At 43.1% G+C, this 19901-nt stretch carries 26 protein-coding genes and 2 pseudogenes; 20 read left to right on the top strand and 8 right to left on the bottom strand.

Annotated features, from left to right (window positions below):
• Nucleotides 1-43: 43 nt before the first annotated feature.
• Complete coding sequence (gene cgeB, locus ACFVP7_RS12320) at nt 44-997, bottom strand: spore maturation protein CgeB (RefSeq protein ID WP_070547468.1); 954 nt, start codon at nt 995-997, stop codon at nt 44-46.
• Nucleotides 998-1003: 6 nt separating this feature from the next.
• Nucleotides 1004-1396, bottom strand: coding sequence for a protein CgeA (locus tag ACFVP7_RS12315; RefSeq protein ID WP_257432931.1), 393 nt, complete (start codon nt 1394-1396; stop codon nt 1004-1006).
• 204 nt (nt 1397-1600) lie between these two features.
• On the opposite strand from ACFVP7_RS12315, the pseudogene cgeC reads away from it, so the two are divergent.
• From cgeC to ACFVP7_RS12245, 14 genes and pseudogenes are all read left to right on the top strand, one after another.
• Nucleotides 1601-1904, top strand: a pseudogene (gene cgeC, locus ACFVP7_RS12310) (spore maturation protein CgeC).
• A gap of 64 nt (nt 1905-1968) precedes the next feature.
• Nucleotides 1969-3249, top strand: coding sequence for a spore maturation glycosyltransferase CgeD (gene cgeD / locus ACFVP7_RS12305; protein WP_338730503.1), 1281 nt, complete (start codon nt 1969-1971; stop codon nt 3247-3249).
• 28 nt (nt 3250-3277) lie between these two features.
• Nucleotides 3278-4057: a spore maturation N-acetyltransferase CgeE gene (gene cgeE / locus ACFVP7_RS12300; protein WP_038429179.1), complete on the top strand. Its 780-nt coding sequence runs from the start codon at nt 3278-3280 to the stop codon at nt 4055-4057.
• A 43-nt stretch (nt 4058-4100) separates the two neighbouring features.
• Nucleotides 4101-4250, top strand: coding sequence for a YjcZ family sporulation protein (locus tag ACFVP7_RS12295; RefSeq protein ID WP_015251877.1), 150 nt, complete (start codon nt 4101-4103; stop codon nt 4248-4250).
• Nucleotides 4244-4399 (top strand): annotated as a pseudogene (locus ACFVP7_RS12290) (hypothetical protein). Before ACFVP7_RS12295 ends, ACFVP7_RS12290 begins: the two are co-directional and overlap by 7 nt.
• Entirely contained in the window at nt 4380-5714 is a 1335-nt protein-coding gene (locus tag ACFVP7_RS12285) for an aspartate aminotransferase family protein (RefSeq protein ID WP_338730502.1), read from the top strand. Before ACFVP7_RS12290 ends, ACFVP7_RS12285 begins: the two are co-directional and overlap by 20 nt.
• Before the next feature lie 6 nt (nt 5715-5720).
• Nucleotides 5721-6410 (top strand): CoA transferase subunit A, encoded by a 690-nt coding sequence (locus ACFVP7_RS12280; RefSeq protein WP_029318023.1) that lies wholly within the window; start codon nt 5721-5723, stop codon nt 6408-6410.
• Entirely contained in the window at nt 6395-7048 is a 654-nt protein-coding gene (locus ACFVP7_RS12275) for a 3-oxoacid CoA-transferase subunit B (RefSeq protein ID WP_015383895.1), read from the top strand. The genes ACFVP7_RS12280 and ACFVP7_RS12275 overlap by 16 nt, the downstream gene beginning before the upstream one ends.
• Nucleotides 7049-7056: 8 nt before the next feature.
• Nucleotides 7057-8367 (top strand): peptidase, encoded by a 1311-nt coding sequence (locus tag ACFVP7_RS12270; RefSeq protein ID WP_101169523.1) that lies wholly within the window; start codon nt 7057-7059, stop codon nt 8365-8367.
• Nucleotides 8345-9172, top strand: a complete 828-nt coding sequence (gene ablB / locus ACFVP7_RS12265) for a putative beta-lysine N-acetyltransferase (protein ID WP_338730501.1) — start codon at nt 8345-8347, stop codon at nt 9170-9172. The genes ACFVP7_RS12270 and ablB overlap by 23 nt, the downstream gene beginning before the upstream one ends.
• A 28-nt stretch (nt 9173-9200) precedes the next feature.
• Nucleotides 9201-10616: a lysine 2,3-aminomutase gene (ablA, locus tag ACFVP7_RS12260; RefSeq protein WP_004399420.1), complete on the top strand. Its 1416-nt coding sequence runs from the start codon at nt 9201-9203 to the stop codon at nt 10614-10616.
• Complete coding sequence (locus tag ACFVP7_RS12255) at nt 10613-10891, top strand: YokU family protein (protein ID WP_024572727.1); 279 nt, start codon at nt 10613-10615, stop codon at nt 10889-10891. The genes ablA and ACFVP7_RS12255 overlap by 4 nt, the downstream gene beginning before the upstream one ends.
• An 86-nt stretch (nt 10892-10977) precedes the next feature.
• On the top strand, nt 10978-11202 hold the full coding sequence (locus tag ACFVP7_RS12250) for a YozE family protein (protein WP_003231160.1): 225 nt from the start codon (nt 10978-10980) through the stop codon (nt 11200-11202).
• A gap of 150 nt (nt 11203-11352) precedes the next feature.
• On the top strand, nt 11353-12033 hold the full coding sequence (locus ACFVP7_RS12245) for a hypothetical protein (RefSeq protein ID WP_014480050.1): 681 nt from the start codon (nt 11353-11355) through the stop codon (nt 12031-12033).
• Here the strand turns inward: ACFVP7_RS12245 and ACFVP7_RS12240 are convergent.
• Nucleotides 12030-12173 carry a hypothetical protein gene (locus tag ACFVP7_RS12240; RefSeq protein WP_003231164.1) on the bottom strand — a complete coding sequence of 48 codons (144 nt, stop codon included), beginning with the start codon at nt 12171-12173 and terminating at the stop codon, nt 12030-12032. The two genes, ACFVP7_RS12245 and ACFVP7_RS12240, sit on opposite strands and share 4 nt — an antisense overlap.
• 118 nt (nt 12174-12291) lie before the next feature.
• Here ACFVP7_RS12240 and ACFVP7_RS12235 point away from each other — a divergent pair, with 118 nt between their 5' ends.
• The 3 genes from ACFVP7_RS12235 (at nt 12292) to yodL (ending at nt 13532) form a co-directional block, all read left to right on the top strand.
• Nucleotides 12292-12468, top strand: coding sequence for a YozD family protein (locus tag ACFVP7_RS12235; RefSeq protein ID WP_003231166.1), 177 nt, complete (start codon nt 12292-12294; stop codon nt 12466-12468).
• A 77-nt stretch (nt 12469-12545) separates the two neighbouring features.
• On the top strand, nt 12546-13157 hold the full coding sequence (gene pgpB, locus ACFVP7_RS12230) for a phosphatidylglycerophosphatase PgpB (RefSeq protein ID WP_024572726.1): 612 nt from the start codon (nt 12546-12548) through the stop codon (nt 13155-13157).
• Nucleotides 13158-13217: 60 nt separating this feature from the next.
• Nucleotides 13218-13532 (top strand): shape determination protein YodL, encoded by a 315-nt coding sequence (yodL, locus tag ACFVP7_RS12225; RefSeq protein WP_004399431.1) that lies wholly within the window; start codon nt 13218-13220, stop codon nt 13530-13532.
• A gap of 39 nt (nt 13533-13571) precedes the next feature.
• On the opposite strand, the gene ACFVP7_RS12220 is transcribed toward yodL, so the two are convergent.
• Nucleotides 13572-13697, bottom strand: coding sequence for a hypothetical protein (locus ACFVP7_RS12220; protein WP_003231174.1), 126 nt, complete (start codon nt 13695-13697; stop codon nt 13572-13574).
• Nucleotides 13698-13898: 201 nt separating this feature from the next.
• Between ACFVP7_RS12220 and deoD the strand changes: the two genes are divergently transcribed.
• Both deoD and ldcB read left to right on the top strand, forming a co-directional pair.
• A complete protein-coding gene (gene deoD / locus ACFVP7_RS12215) occupies nt 13899-14600 on the top strand; it encodes a purine-nucleoside phosphorylase (RefSeq protein ID WP_396582201.1) in 702 nt (233 codons plus the stop codon).
• Nucleotides 14601-14682: 82 nt separating this feature from the next.
• On the top strand, nt 14683-15504 hold the full coding sequence (gene ldcB, locus ACFVP7_RS12210; protein WP_338730500.1) for an LD-carboxypeptidase LdcB: 822 nt from the start codon (nt 14683-14685) through the stop codon (nt 15502-15504).
• Between the two features lie 70 nt (nt 15505-15574).
• On the opposite strand, the gene ACFVP7_RS12205 is transcribed toward ldcB, so the two are convergent.
• Both ACFVP7_RS12205 and ACFVP7_RS12200 read right to left on the bottom strand, forming a co-directional pair.
• Nucleotides 15575-15826, bottom strand: a complete 252-nt coding sequence (locus tag ACFVP7_RS12205) for a hypothetical protein (protein WP_014477099.1) — start codon at nt 15824-15826, stop codon at nt 15575-15577.
• A gap of 87 nt (nt 15827-15913) precedes the next feature.
• Entirely contained in the window at nt 15914-16615 is a 702-nt protein-coding gene (locus ACFVP7_RS12200) for a class I SAM-dependent methyltransferase (RefSeq protein ID WP_015714112.1), read from the bottom strand.
• Between the two features lie 152 nt (nt 16616-16767).
• On the opposite strand from ACFVP7_RS12200, the gene ctpA reads away from it, so the two are divergent.
• Entirely contained in the window at nt 16768-18168 is a 1401-nt protein-coding gene (gene ctpA, locus ACFVP7_RS12195; RefSeq protein ID WP_257432926.1) for a carboxy-terminal processing protease CtpA, read from the top strand.
• Nucleotides 18169-18202: 34 nt separating this feature from the next.
• Here ctpA and ACFVP7_RS12190 read toward each other — a convergent pair whose 3' ends face one another.
• Together ACFVP7_RS12190 and ACFVP7_RS12185 are read right to left on the bottom strand one after the other, a co-directional pair.
• Nucleotides 18203-19693: a sodium:solute symporter gene (locus ACFVP7_RS12190; protein ID WP_015714110.1), complete on the bottom strand. Its 1491-nt coding sequence runs from the start codon at nt 19691-19693 to the stop codon at nt 18203-18205.
• Nucleotides 19693-19893 carry a DUF3311 domain-containing protein gene (locus tag ACFVP7_RS12185; protein WP_003231189.1) on the bottom strand — a complete coding sequence of 67 codons (201 nt, stop codon included), beginning with the start codon at nt 19891-19893 and terminating at the stop codon, nt 19693-19695. Before ACFVP7_RS12185 ends, ACFVP7_RS12190 begins: the two co-directional genes overlap by 1 nt.
• Nucleotides 19894-19901: the final 8 nt, after the last annotated feature.

Raw genomic sequence — 19901 nt, 5'->3', positions numbered from 1 at the left:
TTTTCTATGAATAAAAAAATCGTTCATAGCAATGAACGATTTTTCAAGAAAGCGCCAGATGAATCGCTTTTAGTTTTGCAGGAAGCTCATCAAACGTAAATGCGGGTACGGTCTCTTTATAATTGGCTGCTGCAGCTTTTTGCCGTTCTTCAGGATGGTTGATATAGAAAGCGGCTTTTTCCTTAAAGTCGTTCATGCCGTGATAAGAAATAAAGGATGAAAAAGGATGCGCCGCGGGTAAATCTGTTAATTGAAATGCTTCGCATGCAGCAATATCAAACGTTCGGTTATTAAAACTGGCATTTTTGATGCGCATAGTATTTTGGTTGAAAGCAAAATGATAGGGACGATGCGCATTAATTACGATGTCTGCCCCATTATAATAATGAACGGCCTGTTCGGGTGGAACCCATGTGCTGACGACATCAATATGCGGCTGTTTGAGCACTTTTTTAGGCAGATATTTTCTCCATTCCTTGCCGATTACCCGAACCGTGAATGGCAGATGGACCGCTTCTTTCATAAGCTGAACCCGATTAGGGTAAGGGTAGCCGATGATTAACAGATTTGAATGATAGGAATGTTCGGTGCCCATTTTTTTAAACAGCCGATGATTAACTGGTATCGGAACATAATAGACGTGCTGGTAGCCGAGCCCTTGATAATAGAGAACGGCATTTTGTTCAATCGTTAATATGGCGTCAGCGAGCTTGATTACCTGTAGGCTGATATCCATATAAAATGGGTCTTCGGTCAGCCAAACATATATGGGGATACCCTTACCCTTTAACCAGGTCAGCCAGTCGTGAGGAACGCGGTCTCCAACCATCAAGAGTGCGAAGTCCGGCTGAAACGTTTCGATCTTCACCAAAGTTTCTGCTTCAAGTGTATCTGCAGACATATACTCTGTATGAGTGTTCCGAAAACATTCTTCAGCCCAGCGATCAAAATAACAATATATTCCTCCGTATCCCGACTGGATATACAACACTTTCATCGGATGTTATGAAAAGAACGTAACGCTTTCTACTTTGTCTACATCAATTAATGTTGTAGCTTGGCCTGCTGGAGTGACGGAGCTTTCCTGTGTTACGAATACAATGCCTCGTAGCCGATCAAAATCAACAAATACGACAGGACCGATCATGTCACCTGAATCAGTTACTATACTTATTAAAGTGCCCGGTTCGATTCTGGCAAAAATCCATTCCGCCGGCGAACTATTAAACAAAAACTCGGCTGAAGCAGTATCGTCCACTTTCTGATCAATCGCAGATTCCAGTAAAGCTTTAAGTGCATTGTCCACGTTATCTCCTCTTTCAGTTGCATTTGTAAATAAAGGACTTAAAAGGGACTTGATTAAATCCTTTTTTACTTGTGTTTTTTCAATACTCATAAAAACACACCTCCTATTGATTATTGAACTCACGTTTAATCATATTCTTCTGATTGGCAATTGGTATGAGTCGAACGCCGTACCTGAGCTATTTTTCATATATTTAAGGAAAATGCTGATTTTCTTCTATGGATGGACATTGCCTATACCGCAATTGACGGCATGTTCATATTGTGAAACAGAGGGTAAGGGAGAGAGGGAAGTGTGGATTTAGAAAACAAAGTGAACCAAGAAGAAAATGAGGACGAATTGCATTATTCTGTTTTTATTTATTCTGCTTATATGTCAAACAGCTTCAAGAGAAAATCAATGTGATCACAGACGCCAGCTCGTATTTGCTAAAGAGCTGGGCGTACCGGTTTCGAAAGTCAATTTGATCAACGGAGATACACTTCAAAATGTCATCGTAAAAGAAGTTCTGACTGATTTGGTTATTTTCCAAAACCCGTTAAATAACACGAGATCTCATGTTTCACTCTCAAGTGTTGTAAGCTGGGGTGCTTTTTAAATGATGACAGAGGCTCTGCTTGCTGCGGAGCCGTTTTTATGTTTGACGGCGGGAGGCGGTATAGATGGGAGAGAAAGTGTCTATTATTTTAACAAGTTACAACAAACCCGATTATTTGCAAAAAGCGATCGAAAGCGTGATACAGCAAACACATGATCTTTGGGAGCTATTTATCATGGATGATCATTCGAATGCAGAAACAACTGCGGTGATTCACAAGTATCTTCATGACCGGCGCATTCAATATCATAACAGTTTCGTGCATCCTGCAGATCGATTAAAAACAGCCCGTTATGCCACATTAATTAACAGTGCGCTCCCATTTGCAGACGGCGATTACATTTCCTATCTTACTGACGACACTGTTTATCATCCTGAGCGGCTGAGCCGTATGGTGCAAGAGTTTTCACATAAGCCTGAAGCGCAGGCGGTCTATTCAAAACAAAAAGTTGTACATGTAAACGAAAGGGGAGAGGAAATCTCACATTTCTACAGAAATGCCAATACAGTGCTTGATCAGGCCGCTTTTCAAGTTGATCATTGCTCAGTTATGCATCGCCGTTCGTTACTTAACCTCATCCATCATAAATTTGGAGGCTACTGGGATGATGATATGAAGCATTGGAATCATGGCGACGCAATTTTTTGGGCGAGACTCAACAACTTTACCCCATTTCTGCCGATAAATGAAGTATTAGACACAACCTATAAAACCCCAGATTCATTTCAAAATGCATATCGGTTTCTGCCCGCCGATTTGATTGACGGCTCTTTTGTAAAAGGTTCAGATCAAAATGTGTATTTTTTTGATCAGGGTGTAAGGCATCCTGTTGGAGAAAAGTGGGGTTTTTTGTATCTAAATCGGACTGTCGCTGTTCCAGACCCATATTTATTCCAATATAGGATTGGCAAAATTTTAAACATTCCGAATTATATTTTAGTAAAGGAAGCTGACCATCCTGCAATATTTTATATCGAAGCCGGAAAAAAAAGGCGAATTGTGGACCAGTATGCGTTTCAATTTTATCAATTTCAAAGAAAAGACATAGTGACAATTGGAAAAGAAGAAATGGAGGCGCTTCCGGAAGGGCCGCCGATTACGTGGAAACGATCTGAATTGATCAAAAATCCGCCTGGCCGACGTCTGTTTTTCATCGAACGCGAGCCGTTTTTGTTTCTAAACGGCGTCTTTCACCCGATTAGTGAACAAGTAACAAGGAAGTTTTTTTTACATCAGAAGCCAATCTCCGCTTCTTTCCTAAATATTCAGCAATTTCCAATTGGAAAGCCGTTTTATCCGGTGTACGATGAGATTATAAAGAAATTGAATATTGCAACAGAGTAAAGGTATAGGTCATAAAAAGGAGACGTTCATGACAGGACATTATTCAAAAACGGAACATCAATATATATTGTTAACGTCTGAATCGGCATCGTTTGATCATTACAGCGTATACAGAGATCCGCAGCTTCCGCACATTTTTTCTCATAACTTTGTTCAGCTCCATGATACGTTTCCATTGGAGCGGTTATTGAATTTTTTGCCCTCCGTACCAAAGCTGCTTGATGCGAATTATCTCCATTTAAAAGCGTCGCCGCAGCATGTTTTTCCGCTCGGTTTGAAGCAGTCGCTTGTAAAAAGCGGTTTTGTCGTCGAGGATGAGCTACTATATGACATGAAGCTTAGTGACTGGAAGGGGCAGATGGGACATCCTTTAACCGCATGGGGGACGGCAAAAAGTCTTTTCGACGGATCTTCTATTATGAAAATTTACGATTCCATTTATATTGGAGAAGCAATCGCTGAACAAAAATTAAAAAGAAAATATCCTTTCTATGAAGCAGGTATAATCATTCTTGTTGTTTGTTACAGCGACCAGGCACAGAAAGTTCCCATTGGGTGCGGCGAGCTGTTTATCGATCATCAAGAGAAAACGGCTAAAATCGAAGAAGTGGCAATTTTAGATCAGTTTCAAAGGAAGGGCTACGGCAGTATCTTAGTGAAAGAAATGCTGTCCATCGCCAAATCACTAGGAATGGAAGCAGCCTACTTAGTGGCTGCAAGCACTGACGGTGCAACTCAGTTTTACGAAAAGCTGACGTTTAAAAAATATGAGCGGGTGCATACTGTATTTCATTATTTCCTTACATGAAATAGGCGTTTGCACAAACCATTTGGGACTTGGCCCGCATAAAATGCCGTATATCGTGATAAGAAAGGATGAAAACAGCATGTATGGATACTCTGGGTACGGTTACGGATTTGGCTGCGGGACAAATACATTTGTGTTAATTGTTGTCTTGTTCATTTTATTAATTATTGTTGGAGCCGCTTTTATTTGCTAGATGCTGAAATTTCAAAAGAGCCTTCCCTATTAGGAAGGCTCTTTTGATGTGAAAAAGTTTTTGCGGGGAACGTCATGCCGCCATTTGGACACTCATACAATATGGTAAAAGGGGTTTTGAGGTGGGAGCATGAGCAGTTATTTGATTAAGCCAGAGCTTAGCTCGGCCTATCCGGTTGTCAGTTATGCGAAGGGTTCATATGTTTATGATCAGACCGGAAAAAAATATCTCGACGGCTCGTCAGGTGCGGTGACATGTAATATCGGCCACGGAGTTCGTGATGTGACTGAGAAGCTGAAAGAACAGCTTGATCAGGTGTCTTTTGCTTACCGCTCACAGTTTACGAGTGAGCCCGCCGAGCAATTAGCCGCTCTCTTGGCACAGGAGCTGCCCGGAGATGTGAATTGGTCTTTTTTTGTCAACAGCGGGTCAGAAGCGATAGAAACAGCTATGAAAATCGCCATTCAGTATTGGCAGGAAAAAAAGCAAACACAAAAATCCATCTTTTTGTCTCGATGGAGCAGTTACCACGGAATAACTTTGGGAGCGCTTTCATTGTCTGGTTTTTATGAAAGGAGATACCGGTTCACCCATCTCATTGAGCGGTATCCAGCTATCTCAGCTCCACATATTTATCGGCTGAATCACGAGACGGAAGAAGACTTTGTTCAGACTGCAGCTGATGAACTGGACACCATGATCAAAAGAATCGGAAGCCAATTCATCGTCGGCTTTGTGGCTGAGCCTATTATTGGTGCTGCAGGTGCAGCGATTACTCCGCCTCCGGGATATTATGAGAGATTAAGTGAGGTATGCCGCACACACGATGTGCTTTTTATTGCAGATGAAGTGATGACGGGGCTTGGGAGAACAGGAAGGATGCTCGCGACAGAGCATTGGGATACCGTACCTGATATTGCTGTACTGGGGAAGGGACTCGGTGCGGGGTATGCGCCTATTGCTGCTGCCGTCGTATCTGATTCTATTATTGAAACGATAAAACAAGGGTCAGGTGTGATTATGAGCGGTCACACATATAGTGCACATCCCTATTCAGCCAAAGCTGCTCTTGAAGTTTTGCGATATGTGTTAAAGCACGGCTTGATCAAACAATCAGAAAAAAAGGGCGCTGTGCTGAAGAAGAAGCTTGATGAGGCGGCATCTCAAAGCGGCATTATAGGAGATGTGCGCGGAAAAGGACTGCTATTAGGCGTTGAATTTGTGACAGACCAAAAAACGAAGAAAGTGTTTCCGCCAGAGCAAGCGGTAACCCAGCTTATTGTCAGCGAGGCGAAAAAACGCGGGCTGATTGTTTATCCTTCCAAAGCTGGAATAGACAGTGGAGAAGGAGATGCTGTCATTATTGCTCCTCCTTTTACCATTTCAGACGGTGAAATGGAAGAGCTTATCTCTATTTTTTCAGCAACAGTTGCAGCGGTCGAAAAAAACTTAAAAAAGGATTGACATTAAATGGCGCCATTTCAAAAAGCAATCAGCATTGACACAGCAATTGCAGATGTTCGGGATGGATCGGTTCTGATGTTTGGCGGTTTTGGGGGAGTCGGGTCGCCTCCTTCATTGATTGAAGCGATATTGGACAGCGGTGTAACGGATTTAACTGTGATTTGCAATGACGCCGGTTTCCCGGATATCGGGATCGGCCCGCTTATTGTTAATCAACGGGTCAAAACCCTGATCGCCTCGCATATCGGTTCCAATCCTGTAGCCGGAAAACAGATGACAGAGGGGACGTTAGAGGTTCAATTTTCACCTCAGGGAACGCTTGCGGAACGGATTCGCGCCGGCGGAGCGGGGCTTGGCGGTATTTTAACCGACGTGGGCATTGATAATCAAATGGTTTGCGAAAAAAAGGACATCGTAACAGTGGCGGGAAAACGATACTTGATTGAAGAGGCGCTGACGGCTGATTTTGCTTTCATCAATGCTTACATTGCAGATGAATTCGGCAATCTAACGTATGACAAAACCGCACGCAATATGAACCCGCTTATGGCAATGGCCGCCAGGAGAACCTTTGCCGAAGCTGAGCGTATCGTTCCGAAAGGTGAGATTTCTGAAGAAATGATTGTCACACCGGGGGTTTTTGTTGAGGGGGTTGTACGAAGCGAGGGAGTGAAGTGGAAATGGGCTTGGGAGTAGCAGAAAGAGAACAGATTGCAAAACGGGCTGCTACTGAAATTAAGCAGGGCATGATTGTGAATCTCGGTATCGGTATCCCATCCTTGGTACCGAACTTTTTGCCGCCTGACATGCAGGTCATGTTTCAAGCGGAAAACGGTGTCCTTGGCATTGGAGAAAGTCCCGAAAAGGGAGAAGAGGATGCCCATTTATGCAACGCCGCGGGCTATCCTGTCCGCGCTGTAAAAGGGGCTTCTTATTTTGATACAACCATGTCTTTTGCGATGATCAGAAAAGGCAAAATTGACATTACGATTTTAGGAGCCCTGCAGGTGAGCCAATCAGGAGATTTGGCAAATTGGCTTGTTCCGGGAAAAAAGGTGCCTGGTATGGGCGGGGCGATGGAGCTTGCCCAAAAAGCGAAAAAAGTGGTTGTCGTCATGAGTCATACAGATCAAAAGGGAAGGCCTAAATTAACAGAAAGATGTACGCTGCCATTAACTGCTGCAGGCTGTGTAGATTTGATTATTACCGAAAAAGCGGTTCTTGAGGTCGATAGCCATCACTTCATTTTAAAAGAGCTGATGAATGGTTCGACAATCGATGAGGTGACGAGGCTGACAGAAGCTGAAATCAAAATAGATATGCCTTTTTCTTAAGAGGGGGAATGAGGATGCAAGACATTGAAAGAAAAGTAATCGAGTGGCTTGATCAGCATTCGGCCAAAGCCATTCGTCTTCTCAAAAGGCTGATTGGGGAAAAAAGCACATTGGGGTCAGAGTTTAATGCCCAAGCTGTTGTGCTTGAAAAGCTGCGGCAATTTCAGATGGACATTGATGTATGGGAGCCAAGCATAAAGCAATTAAAACAGCATCCCTACTTTAAATCTAACCGATCCGATTTTCATGAGAGCCCGAATATCGTGGCTAAAAAAACGGGAGCCGGCGGAGGCAGGTCCCTGATTTTGAACGGTCATATCGATGTTGTGCCTGAAGGAAGCGTAAAGGATTGGAAGTATGAACCGTATCAAGCTGTCGAAGAAAACGGTAAAATATACGGCCGCGGCTCAACGGATATGAAGGGAGGCAATACAGCCCTTCTTTTTGCTTTAGAAGCCCTGCACGCTTGCGATGTCAAATTGAAGGGAGATGTATTGTTTCAGAGTGTTGTAGATGAAGAGTGCGGCGGCGCCGGTACACTGTCCGCCATCATGAGAGGCTATCGTGCTGACGGGGCGCTGATTCCTGAACCGACGAATATGAAACTATTTATTAAGCAGCAGGGTTCGATGTGGTTTCGGATCACTGTGAAGGGATTATCCGCACATGGGGGCACACGCTACGAAGGGGTAAGCGCGATTGAAAAAAGCATGCACGTTATCACAGCGATACAAGAGCTGGAGAAAGTCCGCAATGCGAGAATTTCAGATCCGCTGTATGACAATATCCCAATACCGGTACCGGTGAATATCGGCACCATCTCGGGCGGTGCCTGGCCATCTTCAGTTGCAGACCGTGTCGTTATAGAAGGGAGATGCGGAATTGCTCCCCATGAGAAACCAGAAGCTGTAAAACTTGAATTGGAAAACTGGCTGAAGGATTTAGAATACTATGACGAATGGTTTAAACGCCATCCCGTACAAGTCGAATGGTTTGGCGCTCAATGGCTGCCGAATGATTTACCTGATGATCACCCTTTAATTTCTGTGCTGCAATCAGCCTATCAAAAAATGAAACAGACAGAGCCGATTATTGAGGCTTCCCCGTGGGGAACGGATGGAGGGCTTTTGTACCATGCAGGAGATACACCAGTGATCGTTTTCGGGCCGGGGGAAACAAAAACGGCTCATCAGGCCAATGAATACATTGAGGTTGAAGCCATGATAGAATCTGCTAAAATTATTGCACTTTTTGTCATGGATTGGTGCGGCCTTCATACAGATGGGGAGGATGCGGATGCTCAAGTCAATAAAGAGTAGCGGTGTCACAGCAGTTTTGGACCATGACGGCTTTAATAAACGAATCAGAGTGGTCCGTTATGACGGAGCTATTGAGAAGGCCCTGCCGGATATCATGGCAGCGGCAAAAGAAGAGGATGCAGAAAAAATCATTGTTTATGCGAAGCAGCATGATGAGCCAATCCTTGCCAAACAATTATTTGCGCCGGAGGGTTATCTAAAGGGCTATTATCTCGGCTATTCGGCTTGTGTCATGGTACGTTACCTTTCAGAAAGCCGGAGACAAACAGATTCTTATACAGAGGAACAGGAGATCATCGAAGCCATATATCGCACAGCGCCCCGTCTTCACAACGACAGTACACCCGTTTTTACGATGAGAAAAGCAGAAACAAATGACATGTACCAGCTATCGATGCTGTATAAAAAAGTATTCCGCACGTACCCAACACCGGTATTTGACCCCGCTTATATTGAAAAGACGATGAATGCAAATACGGTGTATTATATCATGCTTGATCATGACCGCCTGATCAGCGCAGCAAGTGCAGAAATCAATCCAGAGCTTGGGCATGCAGAAATAACCGATTGCGCTGTGCTGCCGGAATATCGCGGCCATTCGTTAACAAGCTTTTTAATCGAGGCGTTAGAAAAAGAAATGGCTGGAAAGGATATCTTTCATGTATTTTCTCTCGCCCGTGCTTCGTCTTTTGGGATGAATGCTGTGTTGTACCATTCAGGTTATCAGTATGGCGGAAGGCTGATCAATAATTGCTTTATAGCCGAAGGCCTTGAAAACATGAATATTTGGTGCAAGCAACTGTAAGTCAAAATATGCGCGAGGAGGAATTCGTTTGAAAAACAAATGGTATAAACCGAAACGGCATTGGAAGGAGATCGAGTTATGGAAGGACGTTCCGGAAGAGAAATGGAACGATTGGCTTTGGCAGCTGACACATACTGTAAGAACGTTAGATGATTTAAAGAAAGTCATCAATCTGACTGAGGATGAAGAGGAAGGCGTCAGAATTTCTACCAAAACGATCCCCTTAAATATTACACCTTACTATGCTTCTTTAATGGACCCCGACAATCCGAGATGCCCGGTACGCATGCAGTCTGTGCCGCTTTCTGAAGAAATGCACAAAACAAAATACGATCTGGAAGACCCGCTTCATGAGGATGAAGATTCACCGGTACCCGGTCTGACACACCGCTATCCCGACCGTGTGCTGTTTCTTGTCACGAATCAATGTTCTATGTACTGCCGCTACTGCACAAGAAGGCGCTTTTCCGGACAAATCGGAATGGGCGTCCCTAAAAAACAGCTTGATGCTGCAATTGCTTATATCCGGGAAACACCTGAAATCCGTGATTGTTTAATTTCAGGCGGTGATGGGCTGCTCATCAACGACCAAATTTTAGAATATATTTTAAAAGAGCTGCGCAGCATTCCGCATCTGGAAGTCATCAGAATCGGAACAAGAGCGCCCGTTGTCTTTCCGCAGCGCATTACCGATCATCTGTGCGAGATATTGAAAAAATATCATCCGGTCTGGCTGAATACCCATTTTAACACAAGCATCGAAATGACAGAAGAATCCGTTGAGGCATGTGAAAAGCTGGTGAACGCGGGAGTGCCGGTCGGAAATCAGGCTGTCGTATTAGCAGGTATTAATGATTCGGTTCCAATTATGAAAAAGCTCATGCATGACTTGGTAAAAATCAGAGTCCGTCCTTATTATATTTACCAATGTGATCTGTCAGAGGGAATCGGGCATTTCAGAGCTCCTGTTTCCAAAGGTTTGGAGATCATTGAAGGGCTGAGAGGTCATACCTCAGGCTATGCGGTTCCTACCTTTGTCGTTGACGCACCAGGCGGAGGAGGTAAAATCGCCCTGCAGCCAAACTATGTCCTGTCACAAAGTCCTGACAAAGTGATCTTAAGAAATTTTGAAGGTGTGATTACGTCATATCCGGAACCAGAGAATTATATCCCCAATCAGGCAGACGCCTATTTTGAGTCCGTTTTCCCTGAAACCGCTGACAAAAAGGAGCCGATCGGGCTGAGTGCCATTTTTGCTGACAAAGAAGTTTCGTTTACACCTGAAAATGTAGACAGAATCAAAAGGAGAGAGGCATACATCGCAAATCCGGAGCATGAAACATTAAAAGATCGGCGTGAGAAAAGAGATCAGCTCAAAGAAAAGAAATTTTTGGCGCAGCAGAAAAAACAGAAAGAGACTGAATGCGGAGGGGATTCTTCATGAAAACATGCGAATGGTGCGGCGAGCTTGAAGCGGTGCCCGGCAGGAACACGGTGTACTGGGAGCTTCCTGATGGAACGAGGGCTATAGAACTGACAGACACTCCTGCCATGGTATGTTCTTCCTGCGGTATGACCTATCAAGAGGAAAACACGGTTAAGGAGATTGAGGATCAGCTGCTTTTAATTCAAACAAACAAACTGCCTGAAAGCCTGACATATCAGCAGCTCATGGAGACAGAAAGAATTTTGAAACGCAACTATTTTGACTTCTCCTGAGTCATGTTTCAGTATTCTTTTGTTGTAATTTTACACTTGAACTGTATAATAGAACAACAAAAGACAGACACCAGGAGGGGAAACCCATGAAATCCTTTTATCACTATTTATTGAAATACAGACACCCTAAGCCGAAGGACAGCATCAGTGAATTTGCCAATCAGGCGTATGAGGATCACAGCTTTCCAAAAACATCAACCGATTATCATGAAATCAGTTCATATTTGGAGCTGAATGCTGATTACCTTCACACGATGGCGACGTTTGATGAAGCTTGGGATCAATACGAGTCTGAAGTGCACGGCAGATAATAACTGTTTCATCCGCAGATCACTGCGGATTTTTTTATGTCCATACCCATACCATAATTGGATATTTCCTTTGGTTTTCATGCCCATGCGAATTGGCTTCACCCGGCATACGATAGCGTATGAGAAATGTTGCGGCGAGGGGGAGACACCATGAAGCAAAATAAACCGAAATTCCAAGTAGGGGATATCGTAGTCGTCATTATGTATGGAACAGTCGGCACCATCACAAAAGTACACCAAATTGATAAACACTATCTTTATGAAGTCAATCATAACGAAGTTTTATACTTTGAATCATCTATTCAGCTTTATAAAGATTATGAGGGTGTCATTGTCGACATGGAGAAGCTTGATATTGAGTATGAATTCCTTATTGGGGACGTTGTTTATGTAAAAGATTATGGAAAAGAACTCTTTCGCATTATCGGCCATAGAACAGAAATTTGGAGATATTTAGAAGATGGCTGGGAAGATATCATTTATGAGCTGACCCGTTTAAAGGATGGAGAGTGGCTTGAAACGGAGGAAGAGGATCTCACGCTGGTGCTTAGAAAATATGAAATGGACCAGTTTGTGCATCAGCTGTTGTTTGTCCATTATGTCGGAGAAACTGGCCATGAGATCGGCGAAGATATCGCATCGTCTGCTCTTCTTCAGTTTGAAGGCGATGATGAAGATCAAGATACCCTTCACATCCTTGCTGTGTCAATTGTTGATGAGCTTCTGGATATTTATAATGACTACAAAATTCTGTACGAAATGTTTCATGATGAAGAATATAAAGACATGATGATGTTTGTTTTGGAAAGTTTAAAAGAGCATTTCAGTTAGTTTGTGAACATACGGATCAAGACATATAAAAAATATGGCAGACAGCCCCAAATCATCACACGCGTCATTCCTTTGAGCGTTTTTTCCATTATGATATCAAATCTTTCTCCGTCCAGTGCTTCCATCATTTTAGCAATCATAGCGTCAGCCTCCCATGGCTCGTTTTTTATTCAATATATGACTGAAAGAATTGTTTAGAACACCGGGTATAATTCAGCCTGTTTTTTCATAAAACATAAAAAAGGAGGCGGTACGGAGATGAAAGAAATAGATCTTGTGATTGATACGGAAGAAATCGCTGAATTTTTTTACAGAGAGCTTGCAAGACGGGGCTACATACCGAGTGAGGATGAGCTGTTTGAAATCGCTGATATTACCTTTGATTATTTGATAGAAAAATGTATGATAGATGAAGAGCTGGATGAAGATGAGTGAGGCTTAAAACCGGAGCGGTCAGCTCCGGTTTTATTATTCATGTTCTATGACTTCTGTGAAAATTGAGGTGGTTAAAATTGTACAAGCCCGTTAGTTTGTTTCTTTTCTTTTTAATTCTAGCTGCGGCCATTCATACAAATGCTGTTCAATCTGCAGATGAAGCAATAAGCAAGGCAGCTGTTTTGATCCGTCAGCCATGGCTTAATGAAGTCATGACGGGGATCACGCATCTTGGTGCTTCTTCTTTTCTGCTCCCTCTAATTGTCATCATTGGAGCAGGCCTGTTTTTCTACAGAAAAACATGGGACGGCCTGTTGATGCTCTTGATATTCGGCACAGATCGGCTGTTAAACAAAGTCTTAAAAGAATGGATCGAAAGAGTGAGGCCTGATTTTGCACCGCTGGTTCATGAATCATCCTTCAGTTTTCCGAGCGGCCATTCCATGAATGCTGCTTGTGTCTATCCTGTTATTGCTTACTTTTTAGTGAAACACCTCCCGTTTTTGTCCAAGCATAAAAAAATGGTATATATCATAGCCGGTGTAATTGCTGTTTTAGTCGGCATAAGCAGAGTGTATCTGGGGGTTCATTTTGTGACAGACGTGTTAGGAGGCTTTAGCCTCGGCTTGCTTCTGTTTTTCCTAGTAAAAGGTTTTGACGAAAAGATTAAGCGGTTTCGACAAAAATAGAGAGAGGAAAACACAGCAAAAACGCCAATATGTTAAAGAAATAAAAGGGAGGGGATCTTGATGATGTTATCCGTGTTTAAAAAGAAGTCTTGTTCCTATGACGTGACAATATTTCAGACACCCCGGTTTGGCGAAAAAAAGGGCTACAGAGCCGTCTATCGAACTGAACTGAACGGGAGCGATCATCAAGACGTGCTGAAAAGAGCATTCTCTTTGTTTAATGTATTCGACACTGTTCCGAGTGATTATGATGCAAGATTCATGGCCACAGGGGACGTGATCCTGATTGATGAAGGCAGAAAAGGGAAAACATATTATCAACTGCTTCCCGCCGGCTGGAGGAAAATCAATCGTCTGATTGTACAAACGACATAATGAAAAGAAAACTGCGGAAACCCGCAGTTTTCTGCAGTTTTAAGGCTTGCGTTTGGCAGCAGAATATTCTTTCCCGTGTGCTTCTTCAGCTGCAATGATATCTTTTTCAGGTATATGATTGTTCTTTTTTTGGCCGGTGATCCGGTTACGATGTTTTTTACCCATGTCCTACCCCTCCTTCCTGCGGTTAGGTTTTCAAATTAACACCCCGATTATCCGTTTTTCTGAGGAAGTGCCTAACAGATCCTCGAACATTTCTTTTTTCGACATATTCCTTTATAATCAATGCTGAAGTTTGTTTCATCATGACATTCGTTGTAAAATGGACGGGCTGGATGATAATTTAGATTTACAGGAGGATATGAGATGAGTGTACATATAGGTGCTGAAAAAGGACAAATTGCAGATACAGTGCTTTTGCCGGGAGATCCTCTCAGAGCAAAATTTATTGCAGAAACGTATCTTGAAAATGTAGAGTGCTACAATGAAGTCAGAGGCATGTATGGATTTACGGGTACATATAAAGGTAAAAAAATCTCAGTACAAGGCACGGGAATGGGTGTTCCGTCTATTTCAATTTATGTGAATGAATTAATTCAAAGCTACGATGTGCAAAATCTAATAAGAGTCGGTTCTTGCGGCGCTATTCGTAAAGATGTCAAAGTGCGAGACGTCATTTTGGCGATGACCTCCTCAACTGATTCACAAATGAACAGAGTCGCTTTTGGAAGCATTGATTTTGCGCCTTGCGCAGATTTCGAGCTTTTAAAAAATGCCTATGATGCCGCAAAGGATAAAGGTGTGCCGGTGACTGTAGGAAGCGTATTTACAGCTGACCAGTTCTACCACGACGATTCGCAAATTGAAAAACTTGCAAAATACGGTGTGCTTGGCGTTGAAATGGAAACAACTGCATTGTATACATTAGCAGCGAAGCACGGAAGAAAAGCCCTGTCAATTCTCACCGTGAGTGATCACGTATTAACAGGAGAAGAAACGACAGCGGAAGAGCGTCAAACGACATTTCATGATATGATAGAAGTGGCTTTACATTCCGTATCACAATAAAATATATCAAGAGGCGTGCTGGGTGCCGGCAGCCTCTTCTTTATGAATGCGGAAACGATTGATAAAAGGAAGGTAATGTAATATGAAAAAGTCCGGTAAATGGTTCTCACTGGCTGCCGCTCTGAGTGTAACGGCAATAGTCGGAGCCGGCTGCAGCATGTGGAACGGAGATGCTCAAAAGGATACGAAAACCACAGCAGAAACAAAGCAAACAGAACAAAAAACAGCTGACAGCAAAAAATCAAACACTCAAAACAGTGAGTTTTCATTGGAAAGCCAGTATTTCAATGATATTAAAAAAGTCGATGGTCTGGAAACCATTCAAAATCCAGAAAATATACTCGCGCTTGTCAATAAACAATATGCACTGCCCGGAAACTATGAACCTAGCGATCTTGTCATACCAGATGTAGAGTTTTCTTTTGAAGAAAAGATTCAAAAACGTTACATCAGAAAAGAAGCGGCCGACGCATTAAAAACAATGTTCGATGCTGCCAAAAAGGAAGGCTATGAACTGGCAGCTGTCTCAGGGTACCGTTCGTATGACAGACAGAAAGTTATTTTTGACAATGAAGTAAGCCTAAAAGGGGAAAAGAAGGCAAAGGAAGCGGTTGCTTACCCGGGTGAAAGCGAGCACCAAACAGGCCTCGCGATGGACATTTCGAGCCGGAGCAATGGCTTTGAGCTAAATGAAGCGTTCGGAAGCACGGCAGACGGGAAATGGGTGCAGGACAATGCTTATAAATATGGCTTTATCATTCGCTATCCGAAAAATAAAGAAGATATCACGAAATATGAATATGAGCCATGGCATCTGCGCTATGTAGGCAAAAAAGCCGCAAAGGTCATCCAAGATAATGATTTAACGCTTGAAGAGTACTTTGAAAAAGTGAAGAAAATTTAAAATGAAAAGCCCGCTTACACTAGATAAGCGGGCTTCATTGTGTCTGGTGAATCTAGCATTTGTTCTATGCTTACCAGAAGAATAAACCAGCAAGAGCGACCCCTGTAATTAAACCGAGGGAAATACCGTAAGCTGCTCCGTATCCCCAATAACCGCCCCAATATCCGTAACCGAAACCTCTTGGCCCTCCGCCGGTCGGAGCTATAAAAACTCTGTCTCTTGTTACACGGGTAATTCTGCCGACGTGAACTCTCCCGCCTCTCTCTGTAATTCTGACGACTTTACCTTGATGGTTTTTGCAAAGATGATAATATCTCTCCAATATTGTTCCCCTCCTATCCTGACTTTCTATCAGCATATGATAGATAGGGAAAAAAGGTTGGACGAAAACAGGGGGCGATACGCCGTTTTACTTGTACGCGATAAAAATACAATGACCCATGTACTCACTATATAACTGCATGAGCTGATAATGTGTTTGAAGCGTATCGTAATAGATGGGATCAATCGTTTGCGATAAATCCATTTCTGTAGTTGGTTCAAATTCCATGTCTTCCGGAAGAAGTGTCATCGCTTCTGTTTTTTGAAATCCATAGGATCTTAGGAGTTTATGCCATTCGCTTTCTTCATGTAAGCAAGTAAATCCGTAAAAATCCATCATTTGCTTCTTTTCTGCAGGGGGCATCGGTTTTTTTAAAGCAGCTTCGATACCAATCAGCATCCCGCCGGGTTTTAAAACTCTTGAAATTTCTTGAAGAGAGGATGTCAGGCGTGAAAAACTGAGGACCGATTCTGACAGGACGCAGGAAAAGGACTCAGAAGAAAACGGGAGATGTTCCAGCTCCGCCTGATATGCAGGGATGGCAAGCCCTTCATTCGCAAATCTTTTTTTCGCTTTCTCAAGCATAATAGGATCTTTATCAACGACTGTTACAGGATACAGCAAATGTCCTAAATAAGCCGCCGTTTGCCCTGTTCCGCATCCGGCATCAAGAATCGGCTGATCCGGGGAGGGCGCAGCCTTTTGCAAGACCGCTTTTGAAAAAGCCAGCCCGCCTGGGTGCGCCCCTGCGACACCGAATAAGGACAGCATTTCTAAATATCGGCTCAATATCGAATCCTCCTTTTTCCTTATCATATGTCGTATAAAGACATAGGTTTATGAAAAGCAAAAGAAGGGCGTTTCTCTTTCATTTCTGCTCCGAGTTGACGAATAAGAATTCGTCCATGATAATAATGTAAGAAGAAAAAGGTGGTGTTTAATTGAAACGGCAATTAAAACTGTTTTTTATTGTGCTGATCACTGCAGTTGTCGCTTCGGCGCTTACTTTATTTATTACGGGCAATTCCAGTATCCTGGGCCAAAAATCAGCAAGCACAGGAGACAGTAAGTTCGACAAATTAAATAAAGCGTATGAGCAAATCAAAAGTGATTATTACCAAAAAACAGATGATGACAAATTAGTAGACGGAGCAATTAAAGGAATGATTCAATCACTGGATGATCCGTACTCTACATATATGGATCAAGAACAAGCGAAATCATTCGACGAGACGATTTCAGCATCTTTTGAAGGAATCGGAGCCCAAGTAGAGGAGAAAGATGGAGAAATCCTTATTGTATCCCCAATTAAAGGTTCACCTGCTGAAAAAGCCGGTATCAAACCGAGAGACCAAATCATTAAGGTGAATGGAAAAAGCGTAAAAGGCATGAATGTAAATGAAGCCGTCGCTTTAATCCGGGGCAAAAAGGGCACAAAGGTAAAGCTTGAACTGAACAGAGCGGGAGTGGGGAATATCGATCTTTCCATTAAGCGCGATACCATTCCTGTAGAGACTGTCTATTCAGAGATGAAAGACAACAACATTGGAGAAATTCAAATCACTTCTTTCTCTGAAACAACAGCTAAAGAACTGACAGATGCGATTGACAGTTTAGAGAAAAAAGGCGCCAAAGGCTATATTTTAGACTTGAGAGGCAACCCGGGCGGCTTAATGGAACAGGCGATTACGATGAGCAACCTGTTCATTGATAAAGGGAAAAACATCATGCAGGTTGAATACAAAAACGGTTCAAAAGAAGTCATGAAGGCCGAAAAAGAACGGAAAGTGACCAAGCCGACCGTCGTTTTAGTAAATGACGGTACAGCAAGCGCAGCCGAAATTATGGCCGCTGCCCTTCATGAATCGTCAAACGTACCGTTAATCGGCGAGACGACATTCGGCAAAGGTACAGTACAAACGGCAAAAGAATATGATGATGGCTCTACCGTCAAACTGACAGTTGCCAAATGGCTGACTGCTGACGGCGAATGGATTCACAAAAAAGGCATCAAGCCTCAAGTGAAAGCAGAGCTGCCTGATTACGCGAAGCTGCCGTATTTGGACGCAGATAAAACGTACAAATCAGGTGATACAGGCACAAACGTCAAAGTGGCTCAGAAAATGCTCAAAGCACTTGGTTACAAGGTAAAGGTTAACAGTACGTATGACCTGGACTTTGTATCTGTCGTCAAACAGTTCCAGGAAAAAGAGAAGCTGAATGAAACAGGCATACTGACTGGCGATACAACAACGAAATTAATGATAGAACTTCAAAAGAAGCTGTCTGATAATGATACGCAAATGGAAAAGGCAATTGAAACACTGAAAAAAGAAATGTAAAAAAAACCATACGCGGCTGCCGCGTATGGTTTTTTTATGCGCCCTTTTGATTTGGATTAGCGTCTTGTTTTTTGCCAAATAAACCTTCAATGACAGGATTGGATCCCGCGTTTTTAACGAACAGCGGATTCAGGATAACCACAGCGATCATGTTGGCGGCCAATCCCCAGAATCCTTCATAAATGCCATGTGCGGATTGAGTGATATACACAATAAACGTTACCGCTAGGCCGGCTAATAATCCGATAACCGTTGCTTCTTTCGTTTGGTTTTTCCAGAACAGGCTGACAGCAATCGCAGGGAAGATTTGCACCATACCGGATACACCTAATAGCTGAAGTGTCACTAAGGCAGTCGGGAACAGCATTCCAAACAGCAGCGCAAGACCGATGACAACAAAGACCATTGAACGTGTGACAAGCGTCAGCTTGCTTTGCGACACATTCGGATGAATCAAATCCCGGTATAGGTTGTTGGCGAATAAATTCGATGCGCCGATTGCCATAATGGAACAAGGTATTAATGAAGCAAGAGCGATAGTGGCATATGCAAAACCTTGTGCCACGCCGCCGTAAGATGTTTGAATCAAATGCAGCAGCGCGAGTCTTGGATTTGTATCTTCCGGCAGAACAAGAAAGGCGATAAAGCCAAGAAAAATAACCAAAATTAACACAATATTGTAAAGCGGCAAAAACATGCTGTTTTTTCTTACTGCATCAGCGCTTTTCGCCGTGAAAACACCTGTAGCGGCATGTGCCCACATAAAAAGTGCCAGAGCGGAAACAATAGAAGCTGTGATAAACCAAGGGATGCCTTTTGGCCCTTCTGCCGGTATCGTCAGCATTTGCGGCGCTTCCTTCACTAACGTGTCAATCATTGGCGTCCAGCCGTTAAAATGAATGAGAGGGAGGGACACCACCATAAACAGCATAATGACCCATACTAAAATGTCCTTAATGATGGCTGTATATGTGGGCCCTTTAATCCCGCTGAAGAATGTGTAAAGAGCAACAAGAATAAATGAAATGATCACAACGAATTTTACGTTAATATAGCCAGTGCCGGCAACCTGAAGCGTGTCTTGAATACCGCTCAGCTGAAGGCATATGTACGGAATAAGCATGAGTACCCCAACGATGGCAACGAGGCTTGCCAAAAGCTTACTGTTAAAACGTTCCCGGGCATAATCCGCGAGTGTTGTTAATTTATGAATTTTCGCAACTTTCCAAAGTTTTGGCAAGAAGAAGTAGGCGATAAAGTAGGCCAACACAGAATAAGGAATGGCGAAAAATGCAACACTTCCGCCTGTAAAAGCAGTACTGGTCAACCCTAAGAAAGTATAGGCCGTATAAAGGTCAGCGCCTACTAAAAACCAGACGAGAAGACCGCCGAAGCGTCTGCCGCCGACAGACCATTCTTCCACAGAAGTACGTGAGGATTTGTCTCTTCCGGCGAGAAAGCCGATACAGACAACGGTTAAAACAATAATAGCAGTAATGAGAAGTGCAGTCAGATTCCCTTGCATTATTCAAGTCCTCCATCTTTTTTTTGCATCTGATAAATGCCAAACGAGCATAACGGCGTAACAATAATCCACAGCAGCAGCCAAAAGTGGAAAAACGGCAGGCCGAACATAATCGGTTCTATTCGATTCACAAGCGGCAAAAGCGCGAGCTGAACGAATGGCAAAAGAATGAGAATAACAATAAGTGCTTTTTTAACCATTTACTTTC

Origin of the sequence: Bacillus sp. SG20033 (assembly GCF_044570195.1) — a bacterium.
Taxonomy (GTDB): Bacteria; Bacillota; Bacilli; order Bacillales; family Bacillaceae; genus Bacillus; species Bacillus subtilis.
Note: the sequence above shows the minus strand (reverse complement) of the source record. Positions and strands in the feature narration are given on the sequence as shown.